We start from the raw sequence: 16263 nt of genomic DNA, 5'->3' as shown, positions 1-16263 counted from the left end.
GAAAAGAGTTTGATAATCATTTGATTGATGAATGTTTAACAGCATTTGGAATTAAACGGTCCTTAAGTCGCAAAGGCTGCCCCTATGATAACGCAATTGCAGAAAGCACATTCAAAGCAGTGAAAACAGAATTTGTGTCAAATACTATTTTTGATTCACTGGCGCAACTTAAATTGGAATTTAATCACTATGTGGATTGGTTTAATTATAATCGACTTCATTCAACATTAAATTACCAGTCGCCGATTGAATACAAAAGAAATCGATGACCTTATCTTTTTGGTACTAAAAAGTGTGGACATACCACCTTGTTTCACTAAGTCATTTATATTTATTGAGTCGCTTGATGACGGAACTATCATTTCAATATCAGCAAAAGTATCCCCTACATTAGGTAACTCGATTGGCGCTGTCGATGATGAAGGATTATTTTGCGGTGTGAATGTTCGACCGTCTGATAACTTAATACCTAATAATTCCCTTATTTCAGTCACTTTAGTAACACCGCCATCAAAGGTTAAATAAGGTGCAGTACCGTGAATACGCTCAGAAGTCGTGGCCGATAATGCCTGCGATTCTAAAGAGTACGGCAATAACAACAAAGGCACTACTGCCAATGGAATTTTTAAAGATAGTTTTGTGGATAATTTCGAAAATAATTCGAGAGATAATTTCGAAGATATAAATAAATTTCGAGTAAAAACTTGTCGAATAGGATTATTTGATAAATTTAAGACATAGGTTTGCCAGTGCCTTGTGCCTAAAATGGTACTGCATTTCGTTTCACCTGTCAAGTAATATTTTGTTTTATTTGAATTTTTATGTTTATTCGCTTATTTAGTAAGCTCATTTTTCTTAAACGATGAAAGTATAACCGTTTAAGGAATGATTGACTAGTTTTTTGGCGGACTTTTTTGTAAAGAAATGTAAAGATGAAAACGATTGGCTTTAGAGATAGGTGAATTTTATAATTAAAATAGGGTATTAGCTTTAGGACATATTGGCTTTTGCGGAATGATTAATATTGCTAATAACATCTAAAACACAAACACACCCAACAGCCCAGTTTGACGTGCTAGCTTTACTTCGTTATTGGCACATTTTGACGCTCTAATAAGGCAAGCATATTAGCATTGTGGTGCTATAAGTGTGTTTTTTACTTTAAAATCGTTCATGTAGACCATTGATTTTATTAAAGTTTTTGGTTTTTCTTTTTCTTGGAAATAAACAACTTTTTTGCACTCTTTCCCTATTTGATGCAATATAGTATTCTAGTAGCTATTATTTGAACATACACCAAACCCAATACACCGTGCACACATTTATTTTGTCTTTACGTAAAGTCTTTTACAGCAGTAATCTTCTTTTTAGTCTTCGGATGTCAATTAGTTTAACTGGTTCGACTTTGGTTCCGTGGTATTTTGGGTATACTTCGCTAGTTATTCCCCTTACGCTTGGTGTTGTGGCAGCAGGCTTGACCGAGATCGATACTCGTCTATTAAGCCGTTGTATTAATTTAATTCTTACGTTGTTCTGTTTTGCTATTGCCACTTTTTCAGTCGAGTTGTTATTTGATTATCCTGCATTTTTTATTATCGGTTTGGTCTCTTCAACGTTTATTTTTACCATGCTTGGTTCGCTTGGGCAACGTTACGGTGTGATTGCGTTTGGATCACTTTTAATTGCTGCCTATACCATGCTTGGGCATAATTTGTTTACCGATAATTACACCTTACCCTGTTTTTTGCTGTTAGGTGCACTTTGGTATAATGTTGTTTCGTTAATTGAATCGATCATCCAACCTATTCGCACAACCCAACAATCGCTTTCACAGTGTTTTATTGATTTAGCACAGTATCTTGATGCTAAGGCAGCGATGTTTGATCCTGATGAATCTGACGGTTTTAAAAAACAAACTTTGCAATTAAACAATAGTAATAATCAACTCATTAGTGCATTTAATAATATCAAACGTTCACTATTTAATCGTTTAAAAAGCTATCGTGGACAAGCTTATATTAGAAAGTTACTAAGCTATTATTTTGTTGCGCAAGATATTCATGAGCGAGCAAGTTCAGCGCATGGACATTATCAAGCGCTTAGTGTGCATTTTAAACATAGTGATATTTTATTTAGATTTGCTCGTATTCTAAATTTGCAAGCAAAAGCTTGTGCGCAATTGGCAATGACAATTAAGTTAAATCAAACTTATCAGCATGATCAGCTGTTTTCACGTTATTTTTCGTATCTCGAAGAAGCTATTAATCAATATCATGCTAGTCATAAAAGCGATATGCTGATGATTAAAGCGCTTAAAAGTTTACATCAAAATTTGCTTTCTATCGATCTGTTACTTGCTAATATTGATACTGAACAACATTTGCCAAAGGCAGAAGAAGATAATCAGTTAATCGATGAAGAACTAACCAGTTTTTATGCTATTTTTACCAAAATTAGAAACAATTTAACCATAAAATCGGCACTATTTCGTCATGCAATTCGTATGTGTGTAGTGTTTTTTGTTGGTTATATGGTGATTCATTTTTCTGATTTGCAACATGGATATTGGATTATTTTAACCAGTTTGTTTGTGTGCCAGCCTAACTATTCAACTACAAAATATCGGTTAAAATTACGCGTAATCGGTACCATTCTGGGGATTATTGTAGGTATTCCGTTGACGTTTTTATTTCCAAGTGTTCCTGAGCAGTTGGTGTTAATTATTATCACCGGTTGGCTGTTTTTTCTATTTAAAAATTCACAATATGCTTACGCTACTGCGTTTATTACGTTATTGGTGTTTTTTAGTTTCAGTTTAATTGGCGAAAGTAGTATTGAAGTTGCGGTCGCGCGCATTATTGCAACGTTAATTGGTTGTTTTATTGCATGGTTTGCTGTGAGCTTTATTTGGCCTGACTGGAAGTTTAGAAATCTACCTAAATTAGTGGATCGTGTTTGCCATGACGATAGCCATTACTTAGCGTTAATTGGTCGTCAGTATTTGACTGGTAAAACTAATGATGTTATGTATCGTTTAGCTAGACGTGCAGCGCATGATAGTAATGCAGATTTATCGTCATTAATTAGTTTGATGACTAAAGAGCCGCATATGAATCCAGTTGTTATCGATCAGGGATTTCGTTTGTTAACACTTAATCATACGTTGATTAGCTATCTTTCGACTTTAGGTGCGCATCGCGATAAACCTCTTTCAAAACAGACTTTCGATCTATTTGATGATTTGTCGGTCTATATTATTAATCTATTAAGCATTAAAAAGATCGACGGTGAATACCAAGCTATTAAAAAATCCGTTACCGATTATATCGAAACAATTTCGGCTGTTTCAATTGATGATGATAAAACGAATAATGATCTGTTAGTTATGCAACAATTGGCTTTGATTTTGGATATTTTGCCTGAGGTTGTTGAAATTGCAACTCGGCTAAAATGATAAATGTTTTAACAAACTCCCTGAAAACTGAATTTAAGTTAATCAATAAATTGGAGAAAAATAAATGAAAATTATTACTAAACCAACTTATATTGATAATAAATTAGTTGAATTAATGGGGAAATATACTAACTATTATATAGCCACAGCTTGGGCATCAATGAATTCAAACGCTGCATCTAAATTATTAGACAATAAAAAACACATAACTAAAATGGTAGTTGGAACCCATTTTTATCAAACTCATCCAGATTTCATTAAAATCTTTGCGAGCCATAGGAATGTAAAATTTATATTGAAAACTGATAAAATTTTCCATCCTAAAGTGTATTTATTTTCAGATGAAAATAGCAATTGGGAATGTCTAATTGGTAGTGCTAATTTTACACAGGCAGCATTAACAAAAAATGATGAAATAATGATTCATATCACAAGTAATGATCAAGGCTCTGAAAAAATATTTACTGACATATTGAAAACTATTGATAACTATTGGGAATATGCAGAAGAAATGACCGAAAAAGAAATAAATAAATACACGAATATATGGAAGAAAAATAAAACTAAACTAGATAGTCTAAAAAATGTTTATGGTGGATATAAAAGCAAAAAAAGTATGATAAAGTCAAATATTCTTTCACTACAATGGAATGAATATTATGAAAAAATACGAGAAAAAACAGATGAGAAAGATAAATCCAGTTCATTTTCTAAACACATCAAAGTTCTGCAAGAGATTAATAATTACTTCAAAGAAAAACAAATCTTCTCTAGTTTTACTAAATTACAATGAAAGCAAGTGGCAGGCTTAATAGATGATGGTTCAGAAATTGAGTGGAAATGGTTTGGTAGCATGGTTGGTGCAGGAGTATTTCATAGCAAAATAAATAATAATGATCCTAACATATCAAATGCCCTTAATTGTATACCATTGACAGGTCCTGTAAATGAAGCTAACTACAATCAATTTATTAAAATATTTAAGCAGGCATTTCCTGCTGGTAAATGTGGGATTGGCATTGCAAGTAGATTATTAGCAATGAAGCGCCCTGATTACTTTGTGTGTTTAGATGGACAAAATCGTCCAGCATTATGCAAAGATTTTGGTATACCTCAAAAGATCGACCTTGAAACATATTGGGAACAAATTATAGCACGAATTATTGATTCGGTGTGGTGGTCATCTAGCTGCCCTGATGATTCAAGAAAAAAAGAAGAAAAACAAGCTTGGAATGGTCGCGTTGCCATGATTGATGCTATCTTCTATCAGCTCAAGGAGTAACTTTTTTTTACTGAAATTAAAAAAGAAAAGCTGTAATAAATATACAGAAACAACAAAATTAACGCCAAGTGATAAGGCGTGTATATCATAAAGAAATAAGACCCCATTCTAAATTTTGTGTATTTGTAAGTTAATGAGGATGGTTGATTTCTATTTAAAATTGCAACTGGTAAATCTTGTCCTGCATTCACTGTTGCCATTGGATTTTTTATAATTCACTGATACTTGCAGTAGTATCACTCAAAATAATATTAGGCATGATCATATGCCCTTGTTTTGTTATGCATATTAAATATAACACCTTAAAAACCTGTTAACAAATCTTATTAGTACTTGTTATCCTTTAAAATAATTCTAATTTTGTATTATTTATAGTATCAAACGATTTAACATTACGACCACACTGGAATATTACTTTTATAACATTTAAAAACCTATTTAGCATAAAAAAATAACGCTACACTGAATATTAAACGCAAAAATACGCAATATTATTTTCTACTAGAGTTATGTAATAACGATAAGGAATTTATATCATAAATCCTTCAGTTGTATTGGTAATTGGTAGTTTGTCTTTTTTAAAAGATAACATAAGTAAACTGCTTGTAAGATATGTGTTACCGCTATTTGTTGTTGACTGAGAATTTTATTTAAAACGGTACTTAATGTGTTTAATCCTAAAGTATCACAATCATATTGGATCGCAATTAATTGCTGTTTTTGATCAGCGAATAATTCGAGTCTTCCTGAACACACCATACTTTCAAGTATCGTTAAAAGTGGTTGAATAATAAAGGTTGAAAGTGAATCTGTCATATAATGATTTTCGACTAGATGCCTTTTATGCGCTAAATAATTATTTATAATAACATTTTGTTTAGAATTATTTTTTTTACTTTTATGACAGAAGTCTTCAAAATCAAGATTTAATGTTTTGATATCTCCTGTTAGTTGCTCTTTGTAAAGCAATGCAAAAGGCTCTAAATCCAAAAAGTTGTCATTTTTTACACAGTTGACAAATACGGTTAAGGGGTGATTGTTGTTTTCTAAAAAATTCTTTAAAACATCGATACGTAATTTTTCATATTCATCCCAAAAGAGACATAAGAAAAGGCTACTTCCATCATTATCATTTACTTGCCAAACTAAATTTTGTCGAATTTCATCTAAATAAGGTTTATTTGAGCTTGCTATATGAAGAATTAACATCTCATTAAGAGGTGAATCATCTAAATGATTATCTTGTAAATAGTCGCTCAGTATTGACCAATTTTCAAATCCCGCTTTTGATCTAAAATCCTGATAATTGTTATCATTCCACCCTGTTTCTTGTAAAGTAACCGTTGAACCATGAATCGCCAATTCGCCAGTATCTGATAAACGAGGATGATGAAGCTTTATTGATTTTTGCATCAACATATAAGGAAATGTTTGCCATATTGACATACTGTTCCAAATCATTGTGCGATTAAAATTGATATCGTTTTTATAGGCTCTAGCTAATGTTGTTTCTTGGTATTGTTGTTTTTCAATATCCCAAAAGTAGAAAGTTGCACCAATGGCACCTGTTTTACTTTGCCACCAGCGACCACCTAATGGTAATAGCTCAAGGAGTTGTGATTCTGTTTTATATTGGCGTTTTATTCTACCTCGCAATTTGAAAAGTTGTTCACCTTGATGATGTAATAGTATTTCGGTATAGGCTTGTATCTGCCCTAAAAACAGTAGTATATCTTGTTCTTCAACCGCAAAGTGCCGCTTGGCAAGTAACTCAACTAATTGACTAAGATGCCGAAGCATTGCGGCCAAACGAGGTAATCCTTGAGATCTTGCTGACATATTGAGTAATTGTAATTGTTCAGCTTGATTATGACTCACATGAGATAAACCTTGATTGATAAGTTTAAAAATATGCTGTTGAATCTGTTTAATCAAAGTAATTTCATCAGCAGAAAGCTGATCACTTTCATGTGTTATGCTTTGTCGATATTGGATTGGCCACGGCCATGTTTTGTTGTTTTTTTCAAATAGATAAGCAATAGCTGCTAAATGTATTGCCATTTTTTGGTTTGTACAGAAAGTTGAAATCATTCCATCAAAGCCAGTACCCGCCATATAAATAATAGGTGTATCGCTTTCTGGAACAATAATTCGTATTTGTGAATCTTGGTATTCTATCGTAACTGAATGATTTTTTTGCCAACTACACGCAAATTGATAAGCTTTAAAAATATTGTTTTTTCCTGCTTTTTTTAAAAGTTTGGAGGCATCTAATGACAATAATTCAGTTAACACGTTAGCTAAAGGTCTTATTGTTTCAAGCTGTTTTGTACTTATTTTATTATCAGATTTATGCAAATCATTAGATTGATCTAGCGACTTAATTTGATTTTCATCATCAATTTTATTGCTATCGGTACTAGAATGTTCTAACAACAAAGCATTTGATTGTAGCCATAAAACAGCCGATATAATGTGCTTACAATGCCCGTGAGCAAGACAATTGCAACTTGCGGCTTGAATACCTTGAGCAGGTAATCTAACTTGCTGACCATCTGCATTGAATTCTAAATAATCTTCATTGTTTTTTTCAATTAATTTTACTTTGTTAGCCTCGATATCTTTACGAGCACGGCGAACTAAGCCAATATTGGCATAAAGTGCCAATGACTCTTGATCATAGTTTAAATAGATATATTGCCAACTCATTGCATAACCTCCGCTAGCCAAGCAGCAAAGTGTTCTGGTGTTAATGCCGCAATTTGCATACCACGGTTAGCTAATTGCTGCGATATTTGCAAATCATAAACAGGATCAGCATTATCATCTAGCGCCGCTAAACCTAACATTTTGACTCTATTGCTGTTCATTCTTGAAACAGTTGCATAAAGGTGAATTAATGCTCCTCCCTCACAAAAATCACTAATTAATACCACAATTGTTCGTTGTGGATTTTTAATTTTTTGTTCAGCATAATTGAGCGCTTTGGCAATATCAGTTCCCCCCCCTAACTGAACTGTCATTAAAACTTCCACAGGATCATGGGCTAAGTGAGACAGATCAACAATTTGAGTGTCAAAAACAAATAAATGTAAGTTAACAGAAGGTAATTTAGCCATAATGCTAGCACAAACAGCAGAATAGATAATTGAACTATCCATTGAGGCGCTTTGATCAACACATAAAATAATATCCCAAGGTAATTGTTTGTTTGCACGAGAGTTAAAAATCGCATTTTCAATAATCATTTGTTGTTTTTGTTGATCAAAATGTTTCAAATTAGCCTTAATTGTTGCACGCCAGTCAAAATTTTGGTTACAACGTATATTGGAATGACGAAATCGATTCCTTTTACCTATCAAGGCATTAACAAAATCGGATTTGATTTTTTGTAAAATTTCATCAACAACGCTTTGAATCAGCTCTTTAACTGCCAAATAGACTTCACTTTTTAATTGCCCTCTTAAATTCATTAATAAACGCACAGAGTTCAAATTCGGCTCTAACGCTTTAATAACATTAGGATCGTTTAAAATTCCTTGCAGTTGATAACGGGCAATCGCCTGCTGTTGCATGCGTTCAAATGTACTTTTAGGGAACAGTTTTCGCGTTTTATTGAGCCAATTTACTGTGTTAAATACAGAATTTTCATTGCCACCAGGTGAAATCTTTTTTCTAACACTATCCCTACTATCTTCATCACCTATTTTTAAACCTCGCTTGCGGTATTCATGCTGATAAAGATAATTTAATGTTTGTTCTAAGTTATGATCATGTTGGTTAAATGTCGCCTGATTAAGGTGTCCATCTGCATATTTTCCTAATATCAATCGCCATCGCTTAACATGAGCAACATTTTTTTTATCAATGATTTTTTTATTGCCGATCATGCTAAATCCTTACTGTTTAAACCAATCTTGTAGTTGTTGTTGATGAATATATTGGGAGATAGATAATTCCAAAGAAAGTGTTTTTCGCAATTCTTCTTCACTAAATCTATATTGCTCAATACTCATATCTTCTTTTTCAGCACTATATTTTTTAGAAATTTTTTCGGCAATTATCGCATTTTGTTTCGGTGTGAGTTGCGTAAATGCAAGTCGTAAATCAGGAAGTATTTCGATAAATTGATCTTGTTTCCAATTCGCTAATAATTCATCAAGGCTTGTTAATAATTGTGAAGAGTGGATAATTAATTCGGGTGCACATTGCATTATCCCCATAAAATAGCTACTTGCCTGTTCATATTGGGATCCTAACTCAAAAGCCATTTTTATTTTGTGGTCAAATTCTGATTGGCTAATTTGAGAGTCCAAATAAGCAATACTATCAATAGCGCCCCGAATCAATGGCGCCTCAATTAATGACGGTTGTAAACGATGTAAATTAAGGTAAAAATCCTGTTTCAACTTTTTCACATCTAGCTGATCTGGTAGATTATTTATTAAATTTCTAAATAATAATAATGTTTTTAAATTTTCTTGCTGTTGCTCTGTATCGGATTGTTTTAATGTATCAAGTAAGAAAAAGGCTTGTTGTGGTACTTTAGCTAGCAATGCTAGCAAGGTTGAGCTAGCCTTAAGTGCTAAAAATTCCCGACCTTGCCATAAATAGAGTAAACGATGCCCACAATCCACTAATGACAATAAATTATTGTCAACGTCTAAGAATGATGATAATTTCACTAATAATTGAGAGAAATAGGTCTGTAATCCCATTAACGCCGCTTGTATCACCCCTTTTACTACACACAAACAAGATTGTGCCATTCCATCTTCTGTTAATTGCTCTATTGAGTGTTGCAATTTTTGTATAGCAATCTGTTCAAGTTGCGTGCCTTGCTCTGACAGCTCAATTAACTTAGCTTCAACCATTGGAGTCCATAAATATTGCCAATCTTCAAACATAATGGTTAACCTTGTTCCATATTGATAATTTGGTCCGTCAAGACGATTAGCAAATCCAACGTCCAAAAAGGCAAGTAGATGTAAAAATCGACTTCGTTGCCGATGTTCTGGGTTACGGTAAATATCAATATGGGTAGTTTTAGGCAATGTGTCGTCGAGCTTAAAACGGTATTTTTTAAGTGTTGAATAAACTTCATTAACAAGTGGTGGTGAGGCTATATCATTAGGAATTTGTCCTAATTGATTTCCTGATAAGCTACGATAAACTATTTGCCAAAAATCACTGCGTACATCGTGAATACTTCCTTTGATAAAAGCAGATTGAATACCATCAAGCAGATCATAACGACCTGGACCATAATGACCTCGAAGTTCAGCTAATAAACAGGCTTGTTCAATCGCCGACTTTAAAGGGATAAAATCAATTGCATCACTACAATTTTGCTTTTTTCTTAATTTATCAGTAATAATCGATAAAAAATCAATCAATTGTGTTTTTCGATAACATTGGGTTGTTTGCGGTTGGTTAGAATTTTGTTCATAAGCTAGCATTGATTGCCAAGATTTTTGGTAATAAGCAGGAGAATTCATCCCTGCTGTATAACCATTTAATGCATCAAGGCGATCAAAACTATAACGAATAAGCCAAGTTCGATCCCTGTCGCCACTTTTTTGCTGTCGATTAAATCGGGTGATATCGGTTCGTTTGGGTAATAGAAGCTTGTTTTGCCATAATCCTTCAAATAATGCTAAAGTATGAAATCCGCCTGTGACCACCACAATTTTTGCATCGGGGATCGATTTTTTTAATCGCCCAATTGCGGTTAACATATACTGTTCTCGTTGACTCGATCCTTCAGCTTCAAGTGATGATGAATCGTAACCAAGCCTCGCCATTGCACACCAAATAAACGTATCTTCAAAAAATGTTTGCCAATCAGCAAGATCGGTAAAATTTCTTAATTCAAATAAATGCTCCCAAACTTCATCATGATCACGGCAATGTAATTTCTTAGCCAATTGAGTAATATATTGGCTATGCTTTAGATAGGTTTCAGAAAGTAATGATTTGCTCTGCAATGATGTGAATTCTTGAGTAACTTGTTCTGCCCAAGGCAGATCAATAAATTGAATTTTTGCATTGTATTGTTTTGCCAATTGCATTGCTTGCCACTCTGGTGAGTAACTACAAAATGGATAAAATACGGAGCGAGTAATTTGATGCGATGGCGAGTTAGCCATATCATCCTCTTTATATTCTTCACTATATTCTTCATTCTTCTGAAAGACAACTTCGTCTACTTGAAGATCTGTTTGACAAAGTATAGCAATGGGTGGCTCTGTCTTATTATTTAGTAGTTCCTCAAGTTTTTCTGAAAAGCTAGCAGGTGCTTCAATCAAAATATGGGTCGGTTTAATTTGAGTAATCAACTGTCGCAAAGCATAACTACAAGCAGGACTATGATGGCGCACTGGAGCAAAATAGATCTGCGCTTGTTGTAATGCATCTCGACATATCAAAGCATTTTGTAGACGTTGTGGTAATGGTGAACTTCCCATAATGATTATCTATTTATTATTTCCAGAATTTTTTAGACACCTGGTAGAATGAATGCCATACTGATGAGTTTTTGGCTCTTTCTCGCACCACATTATCCATATAAAATTGAATTCGTTTAATATCATCAGCATTGTCTTTTAAAACTACACCAATAAGCTGTTTAGCAATATGTCCACCCTCAAGGGTGCCCTCATCAAAATAATAGGCATCTAATGCTGAGGCATAAACAATATTGACAGCTTCTGCTGTTGACATCACCGCATCAGGTGTTTTCAGATTAGTGCCTGCTTGTGTTTGCCCCTGTCTTAACTCTTGAAACGTTGTTACTAATAGTTCAATGACATCGACTGGAATGATTATCTGCGATTTTAGTTCACCTAATTCCTGGTTAAGTTGCATTTGAATTAATTCTATTTCAAAGTTTTTATCAGTAATTGGGTTAACGGTTTCAAAATTAAAGCGACGTTTTAATGCAGCCGACATCTCATGTACACCGCGATCTTTTAAATTTGCCGTACCAATAAGATTAAAACCTGGTCGAGCGCTAATTTTAGCATGCTGTCCCATTTCTGGAATCATCATTTGCTTTTCTGACATCAATGACACAAGTACGTCTTGAATTTCAGGAGGACAACGTGTTATTTCTTCAAAGCGCACAATTTTGCCTTGCTGCATACCGTGGTAAATTGGCGAACCAACTAACGCTCGTTCAGTTGGCCCTTCTGCTAATAATAAAGCATAATTCCAAGAATATCTGATATGATCCTCATTTGTCCCTGCCGTACCTTGAATAGTTAGGTTTGAATCACCACTGATTGCTGCAGCTAGCAGTTCAGATAACATCGATTTAGCCGTACCAGGTTCGCCAACTAACATTAAACCTTGTTTACCAAGCAAAGAGACTATTGCTCGATCAACAAGGGGATCGTCACCAAAAAATTTGCGACTGATGCCAATTTCTTCATTACCTAAAATAAACGTTCGTACCGATTTTGGTGATAACTGCCAGCCTTGAGGTTTATTGTTATTACTATCCAATTTCAGCAACTTATTTAACTCTTTAGCATAACGTTGTTCTGCACTTAAGCGAATGGCTTGTGTTTGTTTTACCATAACCCTTTCTTCTCCCACTCTGGATCAAAACCGCTTGAGGCATTAGCAACAGCCATATAATCAGCATAAGCTTCTGCTAGTAATACTGGCGGCACATCGTTGATATCAATTGCATTACCGTTTTTCCCTTGCTTTTTACTAAAATATAGATTGTAAAGTACAACGGGAATATTCTCTTCTGGCACATAGCTACCACTAAATTCAATATTGATATAAAGCTCAAGCTCGCTAAAATATTTATAATAGCCGTAAAAGCAAGCACCATCTTCTATATCGTCTCGTTTATACCCTTGTTTAATTAATATATTTCGTATTGTAAAACTGTCTGTTAGCCACCCTTTACGATCATCAATAATATTTTCTTCAACATGGCTAACATCAGGCAACGAATGGTTAAATTGTGTAAGTAGTAGCGGAACTTTGTAATCTGCAAGATGTTTTTGCCATGTTTTCACTACTTCGTTAGTTAACAATGCACTATGTGCAACAGTAACATCGTTTTCTTTATTAAGCGTAATCTCATCATCATTTAAATCAATTAAACTGCCATCTTCGGTTGGACGAAAACTCTTTATAATTACCCCTGATTCATTCACTTCAAGCCATACTAAATGTTGAATTAATCGATTCATAATGGGATGGTTATAGAAATATTCTTGCCACTCTAAAACTGACCAACGTCGTTGCAAACACATGGCTTCGTATAGCCGCGTTATTTGTAATTCAATTAACTGTTTCAGCTCTTTTTTACTATTACTAAATTGTTTTTTTGCTTCTTTAACAAGTGTTTCATCTTCAGATTTTCTTGCTTCGGGGAGTGTTTTAATTTCTTTACCTTCGGCGTTTTTTAATACAAATTTAAATTTATCATCTAATGTAGCTGTAAAAATTCGCTCACCATAATCAAGGCTCAGTACGCCCGATTCATCTAAACCTGCTGTTGGAATGGTGCGATCAGCCAGTTCATCAGCCGTCCACTGTTTTTGCTCAGCAATTTGGTTAATCAATAATTTTGCTTTTTTTTGTACGGACGGCGTTCGATAACGACGTGCAATTGATAATAAAAATTGAATAATAAGCGGATCATCACTAACGGCTATTGATTCAAGCATGGCTTCAATTTGTCCACGCCTGATTTGATAATTTTTAATATAGTTTTTTATTATCGATACGGCAGTATTACCTTGTATGCCACCAATTAGTGATAATATACCCTTTGATTTAATAGCTGAACCAATCAAACGGGAAAGCACTTCTTGCTTTATCATTTCGAATGCTTCGCTTAAAGTCATATTTTCATATTGACCATAATACTCGGGATAACGCTTTGCATAATTTAAGTAATCTTTCCAACGCTGTTTTGCATTTAAGTTTGCCTCTATTTCGGCTTCTTCAAGTGTTGGCGTTAGTGTGTCTTGCTTAATAAAAGCCTGTAAAATAAATACACCTAATTCGTGTTGACTTTTGATGCTTAAAAGTCGGGTATAAATGATTAATAATGGATTAGCAGGCTCTTTTAATTTTATCGCAAGCCAAATCCACCAAGTGATAATTTGAGGGTCAACCACCTTACCATTTTGCCAAGTTAATGCTGGAATTAAGCTTTCATCAAGCCATTTGGCATCTGCTGGTTTTTTGCCTGTTAAGCCTTTTTGTGCATCATCTAATAATTTTGTTGGCGTTAAATATTGGTTTATATTTTCACCTAAACTTTCAAGCGCAGCTAATAATGTTGCTTGTACAGATTCAGATTTCTCTTTGTTTAGCGCATGATTCAGTGCTTTAATTGATGATTTCTGTCCTAATTTTACCAACCACTTGGCAGCTAAAATACGCTGAGCTTGTTTGGTTGATATTAATACCTCTTCCACTCGGTAATGAATATCAGGCAACATACTCAATGCTTTTTGTGCTAATAAACGTAATGATTGAGTTTCACCTAATGCCAGTTCAAGTAAATAAGTCACATATTTAGCTAGTAACTTCGGGAAAAAAGTTAATATTTTTATCCCTCGTTCTTTCTCAAAAAAATAATCACTGTTTTGCAGTTCTTGATTTGGCAATAGTCCTAATGCTTCATCAAGATAAACGGAATTTTCGGCAAAAAATGGCCAAACTAAATTAGGATCTACCTCAGTTGTGGTTTCATAATAATAATTCATTAAAAATGCGGCAGCGATGGTACGTTTCGCATCTGGCACATAATCTATTTTATTCATTACTTCAACTAACTGGCGTAAATCGGTACGTAACAAGATTTCATGATGAGAAAAACTTAAACCTAAATAAAAGGAATTAGGCTGAGGATGACAAATTTTTTCCGCACGTAATAAGTGGTAAAGATTAAATTCAAGTAACGATGACAAGCGTCCTTTATTCAAAATAACTTCATAAATTAATTTATTTTTTATATCCGCCTGATCGATATCACCTTTACCATTTAAACAATCAAAAATCGCATCTAAATCAGTAACAGTAATTGTTTTTAATTGCGCATAACGCTGTTGTTCAGATGTAATTTTGTAACCATATTCTTGGTTATATTGAATTTCCTGTTCTGCTTTCTTTTGCTGTTGGACTAATATTTCTTGGTAGTTTTGTTGCAAAATATCTCGCGCTTTAGAAGGTAAATTAACTTCAACGATCGATTCAAAAGGAGGAATAATTAATTCGATTTCTTGCTGTTTAGCATCCTCATTGCCACTTAATCGTGATAAAGCCCCTTCGATGGTTTTTATTACGGTTTTATTCGTCTGACGAGTTAATGCTTCTTCTAAAATCTTGCGATTAACAGATAATCTAACTAATAAGTTTATCGCATGGCAACGTTGCTTAGGTGTTCCTTGATCTAATAAAACTTGTAATTCAGCTTGGATTATGTCAATAGGTAAACTCAGTAATAAGGTTGTTGCCAGTTCACTGATTGCTTTTATATTACTTGTTGATTGTTTTACAAGCAAATCAATCACATCTTGTTTAAGTTTGTCTTGATTAGCAATATATTGTAATTGCTGTAATTGACCAACTCTAGATAAATCCTGTTCAGGCAAGGTTTTAAACCATTCAAGATGTTCATAAATATAGGGCAATAAACCATTAATCATAAACACATAATAAAAACACTTTAAATAAGATTTTGGTGTTTGTTGACGGTCAAAAATAGCAAATAATAGCTGTTTCCCTAGCCCTTTTTGTTCTATTTCGAGCAATTGATGTAATTGTTGAACAGACCAATTTTGACGTTCAAGAATAATTTGTTCAGCACTTTGATTATAACTAAACAAAGTTGAAACCAATCCATCTAAAAATAGATATAAAAACCATAATGGTAAATTTGGCGTGATCACATCAATATTTTTTTGTTCTGAATAAACGCGACTTTGCCGCATATTTTCAATATAGGTTGCTGCCAATACCTTACCAAAACGAATGATCTGTTCTGGCGTATAGTTATCCGTCCATTGTTGATAAAATAGCGCTCTTGCTTTTATTGGCTGTTTTTTCTCAGTGAAATAATAAATGATATTAGTCGCACCAGGAAAGCCTAGACGTCCATAAACTCGCTTCTCACCATTATACGTTTGCGATAATTGATTTAAATCCTCTAAAACTAGAGGATCTTGACCTTGTAAAATATATTTACAAATGCGCTCAGGAATCAATTTATCTAATCCCCGCAAAATCTCAAAACACGCTAATAAATTGTGCTCATTACTCTCAACGTTATCCTTTACCATATTAACTTATCCTCCTAGATTACACCATGAAGAGCAATTCTTCTTAGCTCCTTAGAATAAAAATCGGCAGGGCTTTTAAACTTATGCCGTTTTCTTGGGCGTGTGTTCAATAGATATTGTATTTTCTTTATCTGTTTGTCGTCAACTAATGAAATGGCCGCTGACTTAGGTATAAACTGACGTATTAAGCCATTGGTGTTTTCATTTGT

At 33.9% G+C, this 16263-nt stretch carries 10 protein-coding genes and 2 pseudogenes; 4 read left to right on the top strand and 8 right to left on the bottom strand.

The genetic code is table 11. From position 1 onward, the window contains the following. The coding region (locus A9G37_RS12025; protein WP_141670985.1) for an IS3 family transposase at nt 1-269 on the top strand (269 nt) is incomplete at its 5' end. Here A9G37_RS12025 and A9G37_RS03030 read toward each other — a convergent pair. Then, on the bottom strand, nt 228-794 hold the full coding sequence (locus A9G37_RS03030) for a hypothetical protein (RefSeq protein ID WP_065574580.1): 567 nt from the start codon (nt 792-794) through the stop codon (nt 228-230). The genes A9G37_RS12025 and A9G37_RS03030 overlap by 42 nt on opposite strands. A gap of 518 nt (nt 795-1312) precedes the next feature. On the opposite strand from A9G37_RS03030, the gene yccS reads away from it, so the two are divergent. The 3 genes from yccS (at nt 1313) to A9G37_RS03015 (ending at nt 4736) form a co-directional block, all read left to right on the top strand. Further along, complete coding sequence (gene yccS, locus A9G37_RS03025) at nt 1313-3454, top strand: YccS family putative transporter (RefSeq protein WP_065574579.1); 2142 nt, start codon at nt 1313-1315, stop codon at nt 3452-3454. Nucleotides 3455-3518: 64 nt separating this feature from the next. Continuing rightward, nucleotides 3519-4247, top strand: a complete 729-nt coding sequence (locus A9G37_RS03020; protein WP_065574578.1) for a phospholipase D family protein — start codon at nt 3519-3521, stop codon at nt 4245-4247. 6 nt (nt 4248-4253) lie between these two features. Further along, nucleotides 4254-4736 (top strand): hypothetical protein, encoded by a 483-nt coding sequence (locus A9G37_RS03015; protein ID WP_065574577.1) that lies wholly within the window; start codon nt 4254-4256, stop codon nt 4734-4736. Nucleotides 4737-4873: 137 nt separating this feature from the next. Here the strand turns inward: A9G37_RS03015 and A9G37_RS13450 are convergent. The 7 genes and pseudogenes from A9G37_RS13450 to A9G37_RS12760 all read right to left on the bottom strand — a co-directional run. After that, nucleotides 4874-4995 (bottom strand): annotated as a pseudogene (locus tag A9G37_RS13450) (type II toxin-antitoxin system Phd/YefM family antitoxin); the annotation flags it as partial. 275 nt (nt 4996-5270) lie between these two features. Then, nucleotides 5271-7445 carry a hypothetical protein gene (locus A9G37_RS03010; protein WP_065574576.1) on the bottom strand — a complete coding sequence of 725 codons (2175 nt, stop codon included), beginning with the start codon at nt 7443-7445 and terminating at the stop codon, nt 5271-5273. Next, complete coding sequence (locus tag A9G37_RS03005) at nt 7442-8626, bottom strand: VWA domain-containing protein (RefSeq protein WP_065574575.1); 1185 nt, start codon at nt 8624-8626, stop codon at nt 7442-7444. Before A9G37_RS03005 ends, A9G37_RS03010 begins: the two co-directional genes overlap by 4 nt. A gap of 9 nt (nt 8627-8635) precedes the next feature. Further along, the gene (locus A9G37_RS03000; RefSeq protein WP_081297627.1) at nt 8636-11203 is read right to left on the bottom strand and encodes a DUF5682 family protein; all 2568 of its coding nucleotides are present in this window, start codon (nt 11201-11203) and stop codon (nt 8636-8638) included. Nucleotides 11204-11219: 16 nt separating this feature from the next. Beyond that, nucleotides 11220-12317: an ATP-binding protein gene (locus A9G37_RS02995; protein ID WP_065574573.1), complete on the bottom strand. Its 1098-nt coding sequence runs from the start codon at nt 12315-12317 to the stop codon at nt 11220-11222. Next, nucleotides 12311-16054 carry a DUF4132 domain-containing protein gene (locus A9G37_RS02990; RefSeq protein WP_065574572.1) on the bottom strand — a complete coding sequence of 1248 codons (3744 nt, stop codon included), beginning with the start codon at nt 16052-16054 and terminating at the stop codon, nt 12311-12313. Before A9G37_RS02990 ends, A9G37_RS02995 begins: the two co-directional genes overlap by 7 nt. A gap of 14 nt (nt 16055-16068) precedes the next feature. After that, nucleotides 16069-16263: pseudogene (locus A9G37_RS12760) on the bottom strand (IS30 family transposase); the annotation flags it as partial.

The sequence above is a fragment of the Gilliamella sp. GillExp13 genome, from assembly GCF_001690815.1.
GTDB lineage: Bacteria > Pseudomonadota > Gammaproteobacteria > Enterobacterales > Orbaceae > Gilliamella > Gilliamella bombi.
This window is presented reverse-complemented; position numbering and strand designations above follow the sequence as displayed.

Coding starts and splice junctions, on each gene's coding strand:
- A9G37_RS03020 (WP_065574578.1), top strand. CDS start 3,519: ATGAAAATTATTACTAAACCAACTTATATTGATAATAAATTAGTTGAA.
- A9G37_RS03010 (WP_065574576.1), bottom strand. CDS start 7,445: ATGAGTTGGCAATATATCTATTTAAACTATGATCAAGAGTCATTGGCA.
- A9G37_RS03005 (WP_065574575.1), bottom strand. CDS start 8,626: ATGATCGGCAATAAAAAAATCATTGATAAAAAAAATGTTGCTCATGTT.
- A9G37_RS03000 (WP_081297627.1), bottom strand. CDS start 11,203: ATGGGAAGTTCACCATTACCACAACGTCTACAAAATGCTTTGATATGT.
- A9G37_RS02995 (WP_065574573.1), bottom strand. CDS start 12,317: ATGGTAAAACAAACACAAGCCATTCGCTTAAGTGCAGAACAACGTTAT.
- A9G37_RS02990 (WP_065574572.1), bottom strand. CDS start 16,054: ATGGTAAAGGATAACGTTGAGAGTAATGAGCACAATTTATTAGCGTGT.